General features: G+C 69.5%; 14 protein-coding genes and 1 pseudogene. 2 read left to right on the top strand and 13 right to left on the bottom strand.

Going from position 1 to position 15,579, the window contains the following annotated elements; genetic code table 11:
• The first annotated feature begins 43 nt into the window (after positions 1-43).
• Positions 44-994 (top strand): recombinase family protein, encoded by a 951-nt coding sequence (locus tag ACFYOY_RS40985; RefSeq protein WP_388592799.1) that lies wholly within the window; start codon positions 44-46, stop codon positions 992-994.
• 126 nt (positions 995-1,120) lie between these two features.
• On the opposite strand, the gene ACFYOY_RS40980 is transcribed toward ACFYOY_RS40985, so the two are convergent.
• From ACFYOY_RS40980 to ACFYOY_RS40945, 8 genes are all read right to left on the bottom strand, one after another.
• Positions 1,121-1,441 (bottom strand): Tn3 family transposase, encoded by a 321-nt coding sequence (locus ACFYOY_RS40980; protein ID WP_351903685.1) that lies wholly within the window; start codon positions 1,439-1,441, stop codon positions 1,121-1,123.
• A complete protein-coding gene (locus ACFYOY_RS40975) occupies positions 1,417-2,400 on the bottom strand; it encodes a hydroxymethylglutaryl-CoA lyase (RefSeq protein ID WP_351903682.1) in 984 nt (327 codons plus the stop codon). The genes ACFYOY_RS40980 and ACFYOY_RS40975 overlap by 25 nt, the downstream gene beginning before the upstream one ends.
• Positions 2,401-2,514: 114 nt before the next feature.
• Positions 2,515-3,312, bottom strand: coding sequence for an enoyl-CoA hydratase/isomerase family protein (locus ACFYOY_RS40970; protein WP_351903679.1), 798 nt, complete (start codon positions 3,310-3,312; stop codon positions 2,515-2,517).
• 1 nt (position 3,313) lies between these two features.
• Entirely contained in the window at positions 3,314-4,576 is a 1,263-nt protein-coding gene (locus ACFYOY_RS40965) for a CaiB/BaiF CoA transferase family protein (RefSeq protein WP_388592795.1), read from the bottom strand.
• A gap of 36 nt (positions 4,577-4,612) precedes the next feature.
• On the bottom strand, positions 4,613-6,769 hold the full coding sequence (locus ACFYOY_RS40960; protein ID WP_351903673.1) for a hydantoinase B/oxoprolinase family protein: 2,157 nt from the start codon (positions 6,767-6,769) through the stop codon (positions 4,613-4,615).
• A gap of 28 nt (positions 6,770-6,797) precedes the next feature.
• Positions 6,798-8,858: a hydantoinase/oxoprolinase family protein gene (locus ACFYOY_RS40955; RefSeq protein ID WP_351903670.1), complete on the bottom strand. Its 2,061-nt coding sequence runs from the start codon at positions 8,856-8,858 to the stop codon at positions 6,798-6,800.
• A 50-nt stretch (positions 8,859-8,908) separates the two neighbouring features.
• The gene (locus ACFYOY_RS40950) at positions 8,909-10,183 is read right to left on the bottom strand and encodes a hydroxymethylglutaryl-CoA reductase, degradative (RefSeq protein WP_351903667.1); all 1,275 of its coding nucleotides are present in this window, start codon (positions 10,181-10,183) and stop codon (positions 8,909-8,911) included.
• 121 nt (positions 10,184-10,304) lie between these two features.
• The gene (locus ACFYOY_RS40945; protein WP_351903664.1) at positions 10,305-10,811 is read right to left on the bottom strand and encodes an ATP-binding protein; all 507 of its coding nucleotides are present in this window, start codon (positions 10,809-10,811) and stop codon (positions 10,305-10,307) included.
• 237 nt (positions 10,812-11,048) lie between these two features.
• On the opposite strand from ACFYOY_RS40945, the gene ACFYOY_RS40940 reads away from it, so the two are divergent.
• Positions 11,049-13,025, top strand: a complete 1,977-nt coding sequence (locus ACFYOY_RS40940) for a helix-turn-helix domain-containing protein (RefSeq protein ID WP_388592790.1) — start codon at positions 11,049-11,051, stop codon at positions 13,023-13,025.
• A gap of 78 nt (positions 13,026-13,103) precedes the next feature.
• Here the strand turns inward: ACFYOY_RS40940 and ACFYOY_RS40935 are convergent, their stop codons facing one another.
• The 5 genes and pseudogenes from ACFYOY_RS40935 to ACFYOY_RS40915 form a co-directional block, all read right to left on the bottom strand.
• Positions 13,104-13,742 carry a transposase gene (locus tag ACFYOY_RS40935; RefSeq protein ID WP_351903658.1) on the bottom strand — a complete coding sequence of 213 codons (639 nt, stop codon included), beginning with the start codon at positions 13,740-13,742 and terminating at the stop codon, positions 13,104-13,106.
• A 55-nt stretch (positions 13,743-13,797) separates the two neighbouring features.
• Positions 13,798-14,112: a hypothetical protein gene (locus tag ACFYOY_RS40930; RefSeq protein ID WP_351903655.1), complete on the bottom strand. Its 315-nt coding sequence runs from the start codon at positions 14,110-14,112 to the stop codon at positions 13,798-13,800.
• Between the two features lie 42 nt (positions 14,113-14,154).
• Positions 14,155-14,323, bottom strand: a pseudogene (locus ACFYOY_RS40925) (transposase); the annotation flags it as partial.
• 30 nt (positions 14,324-14,353) lie between these two features.
• A complete protein-coding gene (locus tag ACFYOY_RS40920; protein WP_351903652.1) occupies positions 14,354-14,902 on the bottom strand; it encodes a hypothetical protein in 549 nt (182 codons plus the stop codon).
• The gene (locus tag ACFYOY_RS40915) at positions 14,899-15,039 is read right to left on the bottom strand and encodes a hypothetical protein (RefSeq protein ID WP_351903650.1); all 141 of its coding nucleotides are present in this window, start codon (positions 15,037-15,039) and stop codon (positions 14,899-14,901) included. The genes ACFYOY_RS40920 and ACFYOY_RS40915 overlap by 4 nt, the downstream gene beginning before the upstream one ends.
• Between the last annotated feature and the right edge of the window lie 540 nt (positions 15,040-15,579).

The raw sequence follows: 15,579 nt of genomic DNA, 5'->3' as shown, positions 1-15,579 counted from the left end.
ATGACGCCCTGGGTCCGACGCGCCGACAGGAACGAGGAAGAGCGTGGCCAATCTGGCCTACAAGCGGGTGTCGACCGACCAGCAGTCGACCGACCGCCAGAACCTCGTCCTCGCCGAGGCCCAGATCGACGACCCAGTCATCTTCGAGCAGGAGCCCGGCACCTCCAGCCGCCTCCACCCGCTTGAGCGCCCGAAGTTCGGCAAGCTGCTCACGTGCGCACGGCCGGGCGACACCGTGCACATCTCCGAGATGTTCCGCCTCGTACGCGGCACCCAGCACATCCTCGACGTGCTCGACGTCCTCCACCGCGACCGCCTCGCCCTGCGCATCCACGACGGCGCGTTCTCCGCGATGGACCTCACCGCCCGCCACCCGCGCACCGGAGAACTGCTGTCCACCGTGAAGTTCATGGTGCAGACCCTCGCCGCCGCCGGCGAACTCCAGCGCGACCTTCAGCGCGAGCTGACGTACGACGGACTGCGGGCCGCCGAGGCGAAGGGCAACAAGGGCGGACGCCGCCCGGCCGTCCCGGCCCAGAAGACCGAGGCCGTGCGCACCGCGTACCTGGAAGGCCGCTCCATCGCGGCCCTCGCCCGCGACCACGACGTCAGCCGCGGCGCCATCCGTACCGCAGTCGCGGATCTCCTGCCCGAGTACACGGCCGCCGACCCGGGCACCCCGGCCCCTGAGCTGCCGGTCGTCCTTGACATGCCGGGCAAGGTGGCTGACTTCCTCCGCTCCGCCCACTTGGAGCCCGTCGAGCGCGCCGTGCTCGACCAAGGCGTGACCGTACGGCGCGGCCAGGGCTACACCCTGCGCGTCACCGCCGTGCCCGCGATCCACCTCCGACTCCTCCGCCTCTGCCAGCCCCTCGACTGCACCGCGGCGGTCCCGGCCCAGCGCAAGGCCCGCCGCGAGTACGAGAGCCGCGTCAACCTGCATGCCCCGCTCCGGACCTCGGTAGTCAGTCACGTTCCGCTACATGACGGGTAACGGCAGCTTCACGAGTACAGGGCCGTAGCGGGGCGGGATCGCCGCTCTTCCCGCCCCGCTACCGGTCCGCCGCCTGAGGTCGACCCGCCTGAAGCCCCGGACCTGCGAGCCAGGCGTTCCAGCGGCTCATGATGCCGATCCCGTCATGTCTGAGGTGCCGTCGACCGCGCGGCGGGGGCCGGGCATGGTGACTGGCAGAAGGTCGAGCCGCTTGTCCATGTCAAGGCGGAAAGTGCCGTATGGGTTGATGTTCGACCAGAACAGCGCGGTCAGGCCGCGCCGGTCCTCCTTGACCCAGGCCGGTTCGGCGAGGACCTGCTGAAGCAGCATCGTGTTGACGTGCACGAGCCCGGACTGGATCAGGTGCAGGGCGAGCATCGAGGTCTCGGCGTGTTCCTTGTCCGGGCCGGTGAGCGCCCTGATCAGCGCGGATGAGGATTCTGGCACTTACAGTGTCGGGCGAGGGCGGTGACGACGCGGGAGGGGCTCGGGCGGCCGAGGTGATGGGCCATCCACCGGCTCGTGGCCGCCAGCGCGTTCAGATCGACCCCGGTGTGGATGCCGAGTCCCCGCAACATCCACACCAGGTCCTCCGTGGCGAGGTTGCCGGTGGCGCTGCGGGCGTAGGGGCAGCCTCCGATACCGCCGGCAGAGCTGTCGAACTCGGTGACGCCCGCCGTCAGCGCGGCGTGCACATTGGCGAGGGCCTGGCCGTAGGTGTCGTGGAAGTGAAGGGCGGTCCGCTCCAGGGGGATGCCCAGTCCCCGTACGGTGTCGAGGAGTTCCAGGACATGGCCGGGGGTGCCGGTACCGATGGTGTCTCCCAGGGACAGGGACGTGCAGCCCATGTCAAGGAGCCTGTGGGCGACCGAGGCGACCTTGCGGGGCTCCACATCGCCCTCCCAGGGGTCGCCGAAGCACATCGATACATAGCCGCGTACCGGCAGACCCGCGGCACGGGCCCGGCGCACGACGGGTTCGAACATCGCCAGCACCCCCTCCACGTCCCGGGCCAGGTTGTTCTTCGCGAAGGACTCCGTCGCGCTGGCGAAGACGGCGACCTCCCGGGCACCGGCGGCCAGCGCCCGCTCCAGACCCCGGTCGTTGGGCACGAGCACCGGGAGGCGGATGTCATCGAGGGGCCCCACGGCGGTGAGCACCTCGTGCGCGTCGTCGAGTTGGGGTATCCACCGGGGGGAGACGAAGCTGGTGACCTCGATGGTGGTCAGCCCCGCGTCGACGAGGCGCCGGACGAACTCGGCCTTGACGGCGGTGGGGACGCGGACGGCTTCGGCCTGGAGGCCGTCGCGCGGGCCGACCTCGTAGATGCGGACCTGTTCGGGCATGCCCTGCTGAGGAGCGATGCGGGGCAGTGCGTCGGTGGACGAGGTGGTCTCGGATGTCATGGCGTCCCCGTCAGGCGGTGGGAAGGGCGAAGGGGGCGGGCCACGCGGAACGCCGCGGGCGGCGACGGACGTCCGGCGACGGCGGACGGCGGGCGACGTTCCTGCGTGGAGCCGTCATGCGGGGGGCTTGTTCACGTTCCGGCGGGAGGGGAAGTCGGGCGGACGGCGTTCGGCGAACGCGGCCAGTCCCTCATGGGCGTCCGGGGAGGTGAACGCCCGCTGCCCGTACAGCGCCTCACTGTGGAATGCCTGGTCCTGCGGGAGGTCCCCGAGACGCAGCACCGACTCCTTGATCGTCTCCAGGGCGGTGCCGCTGCGGGCGGTGAGCCGGTGTGCCCGGTCCATCGCCGCCTCGAGCAACCGTTCGGCCGGCACCACGGCGTTGAGCAGGCCGTACCGCAGGGCGGTGGCCGCGGTGATCCGGTCGCCGAGCAGCATCAGCTCCATGGCCCAGACGTACGGGATCTGCCGGGTCAGCCGCGTCAGGGTGCCGCCGGCCGGGACGACTCCGACACCGCTTTCGGGGAGCCCGAACTCGGCCGTGTCGGCGGCGATCCGCAGGTCAGTGGAGAGCATGATCTCGAATCCGCCGCCGAGACAGAGCCCGTTGACCGCCGCGATGACCGGCTTGAACAAGGTGGTGTGTTTCTGGTGGGCCCTGTCCCACCAGGAGATGTCGAACCGCCCCTCGGCGAGCGCGGGGATCGATTCGGTGAGATCGGCGCCGACGCAGAAGGCACGGTGCCCCGCGCCCGTGAGGACCGCGATGCCGATCGACTCGTCGTCGCGGACCTCGTCGAAGGCCGCTCCCAGTTCCTCGTACATCGCCAGGGTCAGTGAGTTCAGCTTCTCCGGTCGGTCGAACCAGATGAGCGCGACCGGTCCGTCACGGTCGAGGGTGATGCCGCTCATCTCAGACCACCCCCGCCTCGCGCAGGGCGCGGATGTGTTCCTCGGAGAGGTCCGCGAAGGCGCGCAGCAACTGATCGGTGTGCTCACCGACCTGGGGAGCCAGTCCCCGGGGCCGGGCCGGGGTGACATCGAGTTTGACCGGTGAGCCGACCATGCGCAGTGGACCGAAATCCGGGTACTCGACGTCGACGATCATGTCCCGGGCCTGGATCTGGGGATCCGCGATGACCTCTCCGATGTCCTTGATCGCGCTCAGCGGCACGAGGTCACCGGCGAGTTCCTCCAGTTCGAGCTTGGCGCGATCGGCGAACCACCTGTGCAGCAGCGGCCGTACCCGGCGCTGGTAGACCTCCGGGGTGAATCGCTTGGCCATCGTGTTGATCTCCGGGTCGGCCGCCAGCTCGGGTTCGCCGAACATCTCGCACGTCAACCGCCAGAACTTGTCGGTGTAGCCGCCGAAGAAGACGAAGCCGTCCTCGCACGGATAGAGCTCATAGGGTTTGACGAATGGATGCTCATTGCCGAGGGGAGCCGGTACCTTGCCCTCGACGGTGTGCGAGACGACCGCGTTCTCGGTCAGGCTGAGCACCGAGTCCTGCTGGGAGATGTCTACCAACTGCCCCTCACCGGTGCGCTCGGCGTGCCGCAGCGCGGCAAGCGTGCCGATCACGGCGTAGAGGGTGGCCGACAGGTCGCCGATGATGGTGCCGACCCGGACCGGCGGGCGGTCGGGGAAGCCGTTCATCGACCACAGACCGCCCGTGGCCTGCGCGCTGTTGTCGTACGCGGGCTTGCGCCGGTACGGGCCGGTCTGGCCGTAGCCGGAGATCGCGGTGTAGACCAGCCGCGGATTGACCTTCCGCAGCTCGCGGTAGCCGACGCCCAGCTTGTCCATGGTCCCGCCACGGAAGTTCTCGACCAGGACGTCCGCGCGGCTGACGAGCGTGCGCAGCAGTTCCTTGCCCTCGGGCCGGGACAGGTCCAGGGTCATGCCGAGCTTGTTCCGGTTGTACTGGGCGAAGAACGCGCTGAACGCCTCGCCCTCGGGCGACGTCAGCAACGGGGGGAACTCGCGCGCATAGTCCGGGTCTTTCGGATTCTCGATCTTTATGACCGTCGCTCCGAGATCCGCGAGCATCATCGAGCAGAACGGTCCGGCGACCACCCGTGTGATGTCGAGGACCACGACCCCGCGCAGCGCCCCGCGTGCGGGACCGCCCGGCAGGACGGCACCGAGGTCGAACTCGGCGTTGAACTCCGTCACGCGACCACACCTCCTTTTTCGAATACCGCTGTGGAATCAGCCGGTCGTGGCGGCTTCGACCCGGATGCGTGCGTCGAGCAGGGTGCCGCAGCGCGGACTGTAGAACTCCTCAAGGAGCACCCGCTGCCCGTTGTTCCGGGGGCGTACGCGGACGCCGTACTCGCCCAGCCGGTCGGCGGCCACCCGCGTGGTGACGATGGCGTCCTGCCGCCAGTCGTCCTTGATGCTGATCAGGGCACCGCTGGCCGGGCAGTACCAGCCGTCCGCGGCATGGCGGGGCGCGGAGGCCCCGGCGGCGGCGTCGGCGGCGACCGGCGCGGTCGGGTCCCCGCCGATCCGGGCGGCGCGCATCGCCTCGCGTGCGCGCGCCGTCGCGACGGCGTCCACGGCACCGTCGGCCAGCACCACCCCGTAGACGGCGGATGCCGTGTGGTCGGTGATGTACGCGTCCCGGACGTCCTCGGCGACGCGCCGCGGGTCACGCAGGAGGGGGTCTCCATACCCGCCGCCACCGGCGATCCACTGCACGAAGACATCGGCGGCCGAGATCCTTACCGAGGACTGGTTGATGGCCAGCAGGTCCCGCACATCGCAGGCGAGGCTGTCGTCGGTGGGCACGGTGCCCGCGGCGAGCAGATCGGCGATGTTGGACCGGCGCAGGATCTCGTGCCCGCTGCCCCCGCCGGGAAGCCCGCCGCCGTATCCGTCGGCGACCACTTGGGCGCTGGGGGCGAACACGGTCTGCATGGCGGAGGACGCACCGTGCAGGGTCCAGGCGAAATCCAGCCCCAGACCGCCGCGGTGGGCCCCGTGCCCGGCGCTGGCGATGTTGAGCCGCTTCCACAAGTAGAGGACGGGATAGAGCATCTCGTTCATCTCGACGTCCGGGAGCATGTTGTTGACCTGCGTCATCATCCCGGCGCAGTCCAGACCGTCGGTGTCCGGCTGGGCTCCCGCCCCCATGCCGCCGCCGTCCATGTTGAACAGCACGAAGTACTCGCCGTCGTCCGAGGTGCCGGCCGAGATGCCGCCGGTCCACGAGTCGGCCCACACACCCTGGGTGCGGCCGCGGACGGTCTCGTCCGCGCTGCCCCGGCAGGCGTCGTTCATCAGCTTGGTGACCAGCCGGCTGACGCGGGCGCCGGTCGTCAGGTGCCCGTTGCTGATCGGAGCCGGGGGAGTGGGGTTGACGATGGAGCCCGGCTCGGCGATGACCTCGAAGGCGGTCATGACGCCCTCGTTGAACGGCACGTCCCAGGCGAGGATGGGCACGACCGCCGTGGCGACGCTTCCGACGAGGGCTCCGTAACTACAGTTGACGAAGCCGTCGGTCTGCTCGCTGGATCCGGTGAAGTCGAACGTGATCTGCTCGCCCCGCTTGGTCATGGCGCAGGCGACGCGGTACAGCTCATCGGCATGGCCGTTGTGCTCGGTCCACTCCTCGGCCTCGTACGTTCCGTCGGGGATCTTCGCCACCCGGTCACGGACCACCTGCTCCGCCAGCTCGAAGCTGAGCCGGGTGTACTCGCGGAAGTCGTCGAGCCCGAACTCCCCGATCGTGGCGAGAAGCCGCTGGATCCCGGTGTTGTTGCTGGCCACCAGGGAGCGCACATCGTTCCAGAACAGCGCGGGCACCCGGACGTTGTTGAGCAGGATGCGCCGCACCCATTCGACGGGCTCGCCCTTTTCGAAGATCTTCACGCCCGGCGGGAGCCGGAGCGCCTCGCTGTAGCAGTCATAGGCCCCGGGGGCGAAGCCGCCCGGCGTCATACCGCCGACGTCGACGAGATGGGCCTGGGACTGCGCCCACCCGATCAGCTCGTCACCGTGGAAGATCGGTGAGATCACATTCGTGTCCGGCGGGTGGCTCGCACCGGCGGTGTGCGGATCGTTGCAGATGAAGGCGTCACCGGGGGCGAGTGGCTCACCGGCGATCTCCCGGACCAGATTCTGCACGGCGACGCTGCCGGAGCCGATGTGGAACTGGACGTAGTCGGAGTAGGCGTAGATGCGGCCGGTCGGGTCGAATAGCGCGGTGTTGAAGTCGCCGGCCTCGGTGATGACCGGCGAGCCGGACGAGCGGATCATCGCGATGCCCATCTCCTCGACGATGGAGTCCAGACGCATACGGATGACCTCGAGCGTGACGGGGTCGAACCCGGCGGGAAGCCGGCCGGTGGCGGATTCGGTCATGTGGGTCTCCTGGATCGGGCCGTGGCGTTCAGATGGACGGCTGGAGCCGGATGAGGAAGTGGCCGGCGTCGGTCAGCTCCACCGTGGCTCCGGTGGGTACATAGACGGTGGTGTCGGGCTCCTCCAGCAGGCACGGGCCCTTCGCCCGCGCCAGCGCGGCGAAGCCCCGGTGCACCTCCACCCCGGTCCGAGCCCCGGTCGCCGGTTCGAGGATGGTGCGGCGCAGCAGCGTGTGGCTCTCCCCGTCGGCTTCCACGATCTGCCGGACCTGCTGCACATCACTGCGGCCGACCGCGCGCACCCGGGAGTTGACCAGCAGGATGTCGGTCTCGGTCCAGGCCGTGCCGGCCCCGAACTCGGTCTCGTAGTCGGCGATGAACCGCGTGCGCAGTTCGTCCTTGTCCGCCTCGGTGAAGGTCCCGCCCTTCAGCCGAGTGGTGACCTCGAAGATCTGGCCGACGAACTTCATGTCGGCCTCGCGGAACAGTTCCCGCCGGTCCTCGGGGATGCCCTCGGCGTCGAACCACGCCCGCGCGCGCCGCTCCAGGGCCTGGAACTCGAGGTCCAGGTCGGCAGCCGGCTGCCGCATCGTCCAGGGGCTGGTCCGCACGGCCGAGAAGACGGAATCGGCGTGCATGAGTCCGTAGGCCGAGAACACCGCGGCGTTGCGGGGGATGACGAGTTCGCTCACCCCGATCTCGGCGGCGATGCTCGCGGCGAACAGGCCGCAGGCGCCGCCGAAACCGACGAGGGTGAACTCCCGCGGGTCATGGCCGCGGTTGACGGTGATCTTGCGCAGCGCGTTCGCCATCTGGGAGGTGGCGAGGCGGTACACGCCCTCGGCCGCGGCGTCCTCGGTCAGTCCGAGGGGCTCCGCGACATGTGCGCGCAGTGCCTCGCGCGCCAGGTCCTCGTACAGCTCGACGGTCCCGCCGAGGTAGTAGCCGGGGTTGATCAGGCCGAGTACGAGTGCGGCGTCGGTGACCGCCGGGCGGGTTCCGCCCTTGCCGTAGCAGGCGGGACCGGGAGTGGAGCCCGTGCTGTGCGGACCGACCCGGAGCAGACCACGGCCGTCCACCCAGGCGGCGCTGCCGCCGCCGGCGCCGATCGTCTCGATGTCGACGACGGTCAGACTCGTCGGCAGACCGCCGATCTCGGCCCGCGGGAGCAGCCGGAACTCATCATCCATGATCGCGGCGGCATCCAGGCTGGTGCCGCCCATGTCGGCGGTCAGCACCCGGCGCCTGCCCAGCTGCTGCCCGAGCAGACGTGCGCCGGTGACGCCGCCGACCGGCCCGGAGTTGAACATGGAGATCGGCGCCTTGCTGGTCTCCTCGACCGACAGGAACCCGCCGTGGACCTGCATGATCTGCACACGAGCACGCAGGCCGCGGGCGCGCAGCTCCTCGGCGAGGTGGTCGAAGTGCGAGGCGACGAGCGGTTTGACCGCGGCGTCGAGCGCCGTGGTGACCATGCGCTCGTACTCACGGTAGACCGGCGTCAGGCTGCTGGAGAGGGTGAACGGGACGTCCGGGTGGTTCTCCCGCAGATACCGGCCGATGGCCTGCTCATGGGTGGGGTTGCGGAACGACCACAGCAGACATACGGCGATGGCTTCCGCGCCCGTGGCGAGTGCGGTGTCCACCGCTGCGGCGATGGCCTCCGGCCGCAGCGGCACAAGGACCTCGCCGTGGGTGTCGACACGTTCGGCGACCTCGATGACGCGGCCGCGCTCGACGATGCCGGGCGGTGGCAGCATTTTATGCGGGTCGCGCTCATCGGTCCGCGCCGACCGGGCGATCCGCATCGTGTCGCGGAACCCCTGCGTCGTGAGGAGCGCCACCGTGGCGTACTTCTGCTCGTCGACCGCATTGGTGACGATCGTGTTGCCGAGCACGAACCGGTCGACGGCTGGGTAGAACTCCCCCTCGGACATGCCCGCGCGCTCCTGGAGCACGGCCAGTGCGCCCAGGATGCCGGTGGTGACGTCCTTCGTCGAGAACGCCTTCCCGCGGACCGCGCGGCCGTCGAGGACCGCGACCGCGTCGGTGAATGTGCCACCGACGTCGATACCAACCTGTAGTGCCATGTCTCAGCGTCTCCCTTGGCTCAGATTCGTGCAGGCGGTGGGGCGAGGCATCAGCCCTCGCCGCGCAGCTCGGCGAGGACTTTCTCGGCATGGTCGGCACGCACGGCCCGGTCGGTGATCAGCCGGGCGACCACGAGCGGCAGTTCCTCGGGGGTGGCGCCGGCGGTGACGGCGACATTGCGGGCGTGCAGCGACATATGGCCGCGCTGGATGCCCTCCGTCGCCAGAGCCCGGACCGCGGCGAGATTCTGTGCCAGGCCGACGGCGGTGATGACTTCGCCCAGCTCGCGGGCCGTGGTGACGCCGAGCAGGGCCACAGCGGCCTGCGCGACCGGGTGCACCTTGGTGGCCCCGCCGACTAGGCCGACCGCCATCGGCAGTTCCAGCGCGCCGACCAGGTTGCCGTCGGAGTCCTTCTCGAAGTGCGACAGGGACGTGTACCCACGGTACCGGCCGATCGCGTGCGAGTGGGCGCCGGCTTCGACGGCGCGGGTGTCATTGCCGGTGGCCAGCACGACCGCGATGACGCCGTTCATGATCCCCTTGTTGTGGGTGGCGGCGCGGTACGGGTCCGCCTCGGCCAGGGCGGCGGCGTGCACGATGTCGTCGACCACCTCCGGGCCTCCGAGTGCGTCGGCGTCGAACACGGCACGCGCCCGGCACAGCCGCAGGTCTGCCTTGTTGCTGAGGATCCGCAGCAGCGTGCGCCCCCGGGCGATTTCCCCGACCCGTCCGGCGATCGCCTCGGCCATGGTGTTGACGGCGTTGGCGCCCATCGCGTCGCGTACGTCCACGATCAGGTGCAGCACCACATAAGTGCCTCCGGGAGCGTCGACCAGATGCACATCCACGTCCCGGACGCCGCCGCCGAACCGGAGGAGCTGAGGGTCCTGTGCGTCGGCCAGCGCGACGAGCTCCTCACGCGCTTCGAGTAGCCGTAGCCGGGCGGTGTGCGGATCGGCGACATCGAGGACCTGGATCTGGGCCCGCATGAGCGCTTCCGTGGTCGAGGTGGTGAATCCGCCGGTGACGCGGGCGATACGGGCGGCGTTGCTGGCCGCGGCGATCACCGATGGCTCCTCGGTGGCCATGGGGATCAGATAGTCGCGGCCGTTGACGGTGAAATTGGTGGCCACGCCCAGCGGGACGCCGAGGACACCTATGGCGTTCTCGACCATGTGGTCGGCCTGCTCGAGGGTGAGGCCGTGCTCGGGATCGAGCACCTCCAGACTCTCCGGCTCGACCGCGGCACCGCGCGCGATACGGGCGCGGCGCTCACTGATCGACAGGTCTTTCACACCGGAGAGCCTGCTGTTGACTGCCATGGATCCTCCTGCTTTCGGTGACGAGCTCAAGGGGAGAGGGGCCCGGCGGGGCGGGGGAGCAGCGGCATGGCTCCCGGGGGCGTGACGGTCAGGGCGGCGCCGGGCGCCGCGGCTGTCCGGTTCACCACCTGGCCGGCGACCGGCGGCCGGGCAGGTTCCGCGGACGACCTCGCTGAGCGGGAAGCGGAATCAGCAGCTCGGCGCGGACGGCCGTGCCCTGCGAGTCCCGCTGAACCCGACACGTTGTGGCGTAGGCGTGGACCAGGCCCATCCCCCGCCCGTCTATCATCTGGTCGGGCGCCCCGGTGCCAGGGCACCGTTCCCGCCATGTGCCGGCGTCCCTGACTTCGACGGAGGCCGTGGAACCGTCGACCGTGAGCAGCAGGCTCACCTCGGAACTTCCGCTGTGCAGCACGCTATTGGTGACCAACTCCGTGGCGATCACGCGCAGTGCGTCGACGGTCTCCTCGGGCGCCCCCCACCGTGTCGCCACGTCGCGGGCGAAGGCCCGCAGAGCGGGAACCGCCCGGGGCTCCACGCCCATGGAGCACACGGCGGAGTGCCGCCGTGACGTGGCCCCGCCGTATCGTCGGCGGCAGGTGGGCTGAAGTAGCTGTTCATCGATCATGATCATGTCCTGCGGTGAAGAGTCCGTCGTCACGCCGGAAAGTCGCACTGCGGTCGAGGTGGGCACCGGACCCTGCGGTACGGCCCCGTGAACAGCAGATGTTCATTGGATGACGCCGCTGTCACACCTCAGACTTTAGATACGCCGGGTAACAGCGGCCATGTACCATGAGTACACGGTACAAAGTTTTTAATGGGTGATTCACACAGGGTGGACAGGGCGGACAGAGTGGTGGACATGGGGGCGCCCCGGGACCCCGAGCGGGCGGCACGGCAGGCCGACGTCCCGTTGGCCGCCGTCCTGGCCCTGCTCGATCTCGCCGTGAAAGGCCCCCCGGACGAGCCCGACGCCGTGACCGACCTGCTGCTCACCGAGCATCTCGACGCCGCCACGGCCACCCAGGTGGGCCGCCGGGTTCGCGAGCTCCAGGGCGCGATGGCCCGGTCGCACCGGCGCGGACAGGAACTGGCCGCCCTATTCTCCAGCGCTCGGGAACTCGCCGAACTGCACGACGTGGATCTGCTGATCACCCGGCTGGTGCGGCGCGCCCACGACCTGGCCGGAACCGATGTCACCTATCTGTCGGAGTTCGACGAGACCACCCGTGAGCTGAGGGTGCGTTCCACCGCCGGGGCGGTCGCCCCGTCCTTCCAGAAGCTGAGGGTGCCGCCCCATATCGGTCTGGCGAGCAAGATCGTCGAGTCCCGCGCTCCGCAGTGGACCTCACGCTATGAACAGCTGCGCGATGTGCCCCATGACGACAGCATCGACAACGCCGTCCGCGCCGAGGGCCTCGTCTCCATCGTGGGCGTCCCGCTGATCGCCGGCGGCCGGGTCCTGGGAGTGCTGTTCGCCGCCAATCGCACCGAGCACGCCTTCTCCCCGGAAGAGGTCTCGCTGTTGTCGGCCTTCGCCGACAACGTCGCCGTCGTACTGCAATCGGCCCGTCTGCTCACCCAGGCCCGCGACGCTGCCGCCGAGACACAGCGCGCCTATGACGCGCTGGCCGACCACGTCGAGGCGATGGAACGCGCCGGCCGGGTGCACGAGGAGCTGACCGCCGCGGTTCTGCGCGGAGGGGGCGCCGCGGATGTCGCGCGGACTCTGGGAGCGGCACTGGAGCGGCCCGTGGTCATCCTCGACGAGACCTACGCCGTGCTCGCCGCATCGGACGACCGGAGCACCTCCTCGGTGATCGACCCGCCCGCCGTCCGGTCGGCGATCACGGACAGCCTGCGCTCCGGACGCTGCACTCAGCTGGACCCGCCGACCGGCGAGTTCCACACCGCGGTCGCCGTGCTCGCCGGAGAAATGATGCTCGGCGGCCTGCTCATCGGTGACGGCACGGTCGAACTCGGCGCGGTGGAGCAGCGGACCATCGAGCGCGCCGCACAGATCACCGCGCTCCTCACCCTGAAACAGGACGCGGTCCTCCACGCCGAAGACCATGTGCGCGGTGAGCTTCTCGGCGACCTCGTCAGTCCCGACGCCCGGCGCCACGCGAGTCTGCCCGCCCGGCTGCGCGCCCGCAGACTGCGCCCGGACGACCTGCGCACCGTCGTTATCACCGTGGTGGCGCCCGAACAGCGCCGTGCCGCGCTGCGGGCCATCCAGACAGTGGCCGCGCCGTCCGGCCTGGCGGGCGAAGTGGACGGCGTCGTCACACTCGTCGTACCGGAAAGCGACCCCCAACGCGCGGCGACCGCCGTCCGCGACCGCCTCTGTGCCGCAACGGGGGTCGGCGAGGTGCTGACCGTGGCCGCGCCCCCCGTGGAGAGCCTCGACGAACTGAGCGCCCGTTTCACGACGGCCCGGGATTGCAGCCGGGTGCTGACCGCCCTCGGCATCGAGGCGGCCGCGGTCGCGGCCGACGCCTACCTGCCGTACACGACCCTGTTCGCCCACGATCCCACCAGCGTGCGGCAGTTCATCGATCGCACCATCGGCCCCGTCCGGCGCTGGGACGCCGAACGGGGGACCGATCTGCTCGCCACTCTCCGCCACTTCGTGGACTGCAACGCCAGCCCCGCCCGCACCGCGCGGCTGATGGGCGTGCACAGCAACACCGTGCTACAGCGGCTCGACAGGGTCACCCAACTGCTCGGCAGCACATGGCGGGACGCGGAGTCGTTCTTCCGTATCTCGGTGGCGGTGCGCCTGCACACCCTGTCGGAAACTCTCCGAAGCTCCTCACATCCGATCCGGCGTCCCTGACAGGAGCCCATCCAGGCGAGTGGAGCGGAGCGGCGTCAGGAGCAGAAGCGCACGTAGTCGAAGCGTGCGGTCACCCCCTCACCGGCCAGGAAGACGAGACCGATGGAGGGGTCGGAGCCGGCGGGCAGATGCCAGACCTGTGCCGTTCAGAAACTCATCGTTGCTGGTCAGACACCCCATGACGTTTGAGGTCAAGCGGCATGGGTGTGTGTGGTGCGCCCGAGCGGTCACTTCGTCGTAGTGGCTGCGGGTCTTGAGGCATCCGTGGAGGATGCCGACAAACCGGTTTCCGACCTGGCGGAGGGCGGAGTTGTAGCCGGCTTCGCGGGCTCGCTGCTTGTCGTAGTGGCGGCGGGCACCAGGTGAGACCCGCAGGGCTGAGAACGCCTGGCGCTGGAGGGCGTCGGCGAGCCGGTTGTTGCGCACGTAGCGGGCCTGGACGGTGCGGCTCTTGCCGGAGGCCCGGGTGACCGGACTGGTTCCGGCGTAGCTCTCGCGGGCCTTGGCGGATGTGTAGCGGGTGGGGCCGTCTCCGAACTCGGCGAGCACCCGGGCGCCGGTGATCTCTCCGATACCGGACATGGAGAGGTAGATCTCAGCGTCCGGGTGCGCGAGAAAATGTGCCTTCACCCCATCTTCCATCGCGGCTATCTGCTCGTTGAGGGCGACCAGGAGACGGGCGTGAGCGGTCGTGGTGGCCCCGTAGGCAGCGGCCACCGGCCCTCCAGCGGGCGGTCTCAACGCCCTCAGCCCGCTGCAGAGGTATCCGTTGTCACGTCGGTCGGCGGCGATCCTCGATGCGCCAGCCGCCACCCAGCTCATGACGCACGGACTCCAGCGCGGCGTCCGCCTGCTGCCTGAACAATTCCCATCGCTCTTCGCGCCATGGCGATGGATCTGGCGGGTACTCCCAGTCGATTGACGTTTGGTACCACTCGCACAGCCGCGCTAGCTCGGTCCGGGTAGCTGGGCTGATCGGCAAGCGCTCCAGCTCACAGGGATAGCCATACGGGCTGTCGACGTTGTCGGGCCACAGCGGGGTGTGCGGGACACCGGCTTCGAAGATAAACCGCAGGTGGTAGGGCATATTGCACCCTCTCACAGCGTCTGCCGACCCTTCGTTCGGTCCTCATCCAACACGTCGCGGCTTGATGCCGGCCCTGTGGTGGGTGGACCTGCGGAACGGCTGGCCGGTAGCGAGGACCCTGCCCACGTCGTGACGTGTGGCCCGGCGTCGGTTCTTCGTTCCCAGCGGCCGACCGGGCCGGAGGCCGGGAAGGTTTCGGCGCACCCGATGGTGATCCGCAGGGGAAGGTGCTCTGCCAGGATCACGAGCTCGCCGGGTGAACCCGCATCACACGGATTCCGCGCCGCTGGAGTCCCACGACGGTGTAGTCCTGCTGCTGCCACCTGCTGAGGGCCCCACCCACGAGGTTCTCGGCCTCTTCCCGATGCAGGGCCCGGCTCTTTCGGTTGACCAGCGGCGGCTGGTAGCCGGGCACCACGTCGAAGTCGTACATCTCACAGAACCTCTCCCGCATGCCGCCGTCGGCGGCGGCGTAGTAGCTGAGCCACCGGGCGTGGTCCTCCAGCCGGGTGGGGTGCACGCCGGGGTGGCCCAGCATCAGGTTGGCGACAATGGCCGTGGCCGCGGGGCACATGTTGGTGATGGAGACGTCGGGATCGTTGTCCAGGTCGCCCATGATGACGACCGGCTTCGGCGCGTTCTCGGGCCGGAAGACCCGCACGTGGTAGTTGGCGTGGCCGTACCAGTGCGGTGACCGGAACGGCAGCGCGTACTGGTCGATCACCAGGACGGCCTTGTCGTCCAGGGGCGGCGCTTCGGCGGACCCGCGGCGGCGGGTGAAGAAGCTCATGTCTGTTTCCTGAACAACGTGGTGATCTCGGCGCCGATGTCCTCGGTGAGCGTGCCCGTGCATGGGATGCCGAGGCTTTCCGCGAACCCTCGGCCGTGCAGGTCGACGGCCGACTCGGCGAGTTCCGCGAACGCCACGCCCGCCACCAGGCCGTCACGGCGGTGATGACGCCGACGGCCACCACAGCACCCACGGCGAGATAGCCCAGGGGACCAACCGCTGACACCGGGGCCGGCAATGCCGTCGCACACGCGGCGGGCGGGCACAGGAACGCCTCCTGGAGAACGTCGATCTCGCACTGCTGACGGACCTGGATTGCCACGCTGCAGTGGTCCTGCTCCTCTTGCACGTCGGGGCACGGCGCACCGGGAGAAAAGGGCAGTGAGCGGTGGGGAGTTGCGGCATTCTTAGCCCGGATACACCGGTAACCTTTAAAGGTGAGGACTGTCTCTCCTGGTCAGGGCTCGGACCGGGTCCTGACCGGTTACATCTGGTAAGTGCAGCCCGAAAAGCCGTCGTTCGTGGTGCTGACCTGGCGAAGTACCTTTCCTGCTGAATGACGACCCAGTGGATCCAGGCTAATACTGCAACGGTGTTTGCCGTGACTGCTGACCAGCTCGGTCGTTGGTCCGGTTATGGGTGGGGACCTTGCTGATGTCAGGTTGTGGGCCGGGGAA

The organism is Streptomyces sp. NPDC007875 (genome assembly GCF_042868035.1).
Classification (GTDB): Bacteria; Actinomycetota; Actinomycetes; order Streptomycetales; family Streptomycetaceae; genus Streptomyces; species Streptomyces antimycoticus.
The sequence above is the reverse complement of the archived record's forward strand: the minus strand, read 5'-3'. Positions and strand labels throughout refer to the sequence as shown.

What these genes read in the sequence shown, in the direction of transcription:
- ACFYOY_RS40970 (WP_351903679.1), bottom strand. Translation starts at nt 3,312, where the DNA reads ATGAGCGGCATCACCCTCGACCGTGACGGACCGGTCGCGCTCATCTGG.
- ACFYOY_RS40975 (WP_351903682.1), bottom strand. Translation starts at nt 2,400, where the DNA reads ATGACATCCGAGACCACCTCGTCCACCGACGCACTGCCCCGCATCGCT.
- ACFYOY_RS40940 (WP_388592790.1), top strand. Translation starts at nt 11,049, where the DNA reads ATGGGGGCGCCCCGGGACCCCGAGCGGGCGGCACGGCAGGCCGACGTC.
- ACFYOY_RS40920 (WP_351903652.1), bottom strand. Translation starts at nt 14,902, where the DNA reads ATGAGCTTCTTCACCCGCCGCCGCGGGTCCGCCGAAGCGCCGCCCCTG.
- ACFYOY_RS40930 (WP_351903655.1), bottom strand. Translation starts at nt 14,112, where the DNA reads ATGCCCTACCACCTGCGGTTTATCTTCGAAGCCGGTGTCCCGCACACC.
- ACFYOY_RS40950 (WP_351903667.1), bottom strand. Translation starts at nt 10,183, where the DNA reads ATGGCAGTCAACAGCAGGCTCTCCGGTGTGAAAGACCTGTCGATCAGT.
- ACFYOY_RS40945 (WP_351903664.1), bottom strand. Translation starts at nt 10,811, where the DNA reads ATGATCGATGAACAGCTACTTCAGCCCACCTGCCGCCGACGATACGGC.
- ACFYOY_RS40960 (WP_351903673.1), bottom strand. Translation starts at nt 6,769, where the DNA reads ATGACCGAATCCGCCACCGGCCGGCTTCCCGCCGGGTTCGACCCCGTC.
- ACFYOY_RS40955 (WP_351903670.1), bottom strand. Translation starts at nt 8,858, where the DNA reads ATGGCACTACAGGTTGGTATCGACGTCGGTGGCACATTCACCGACGCG.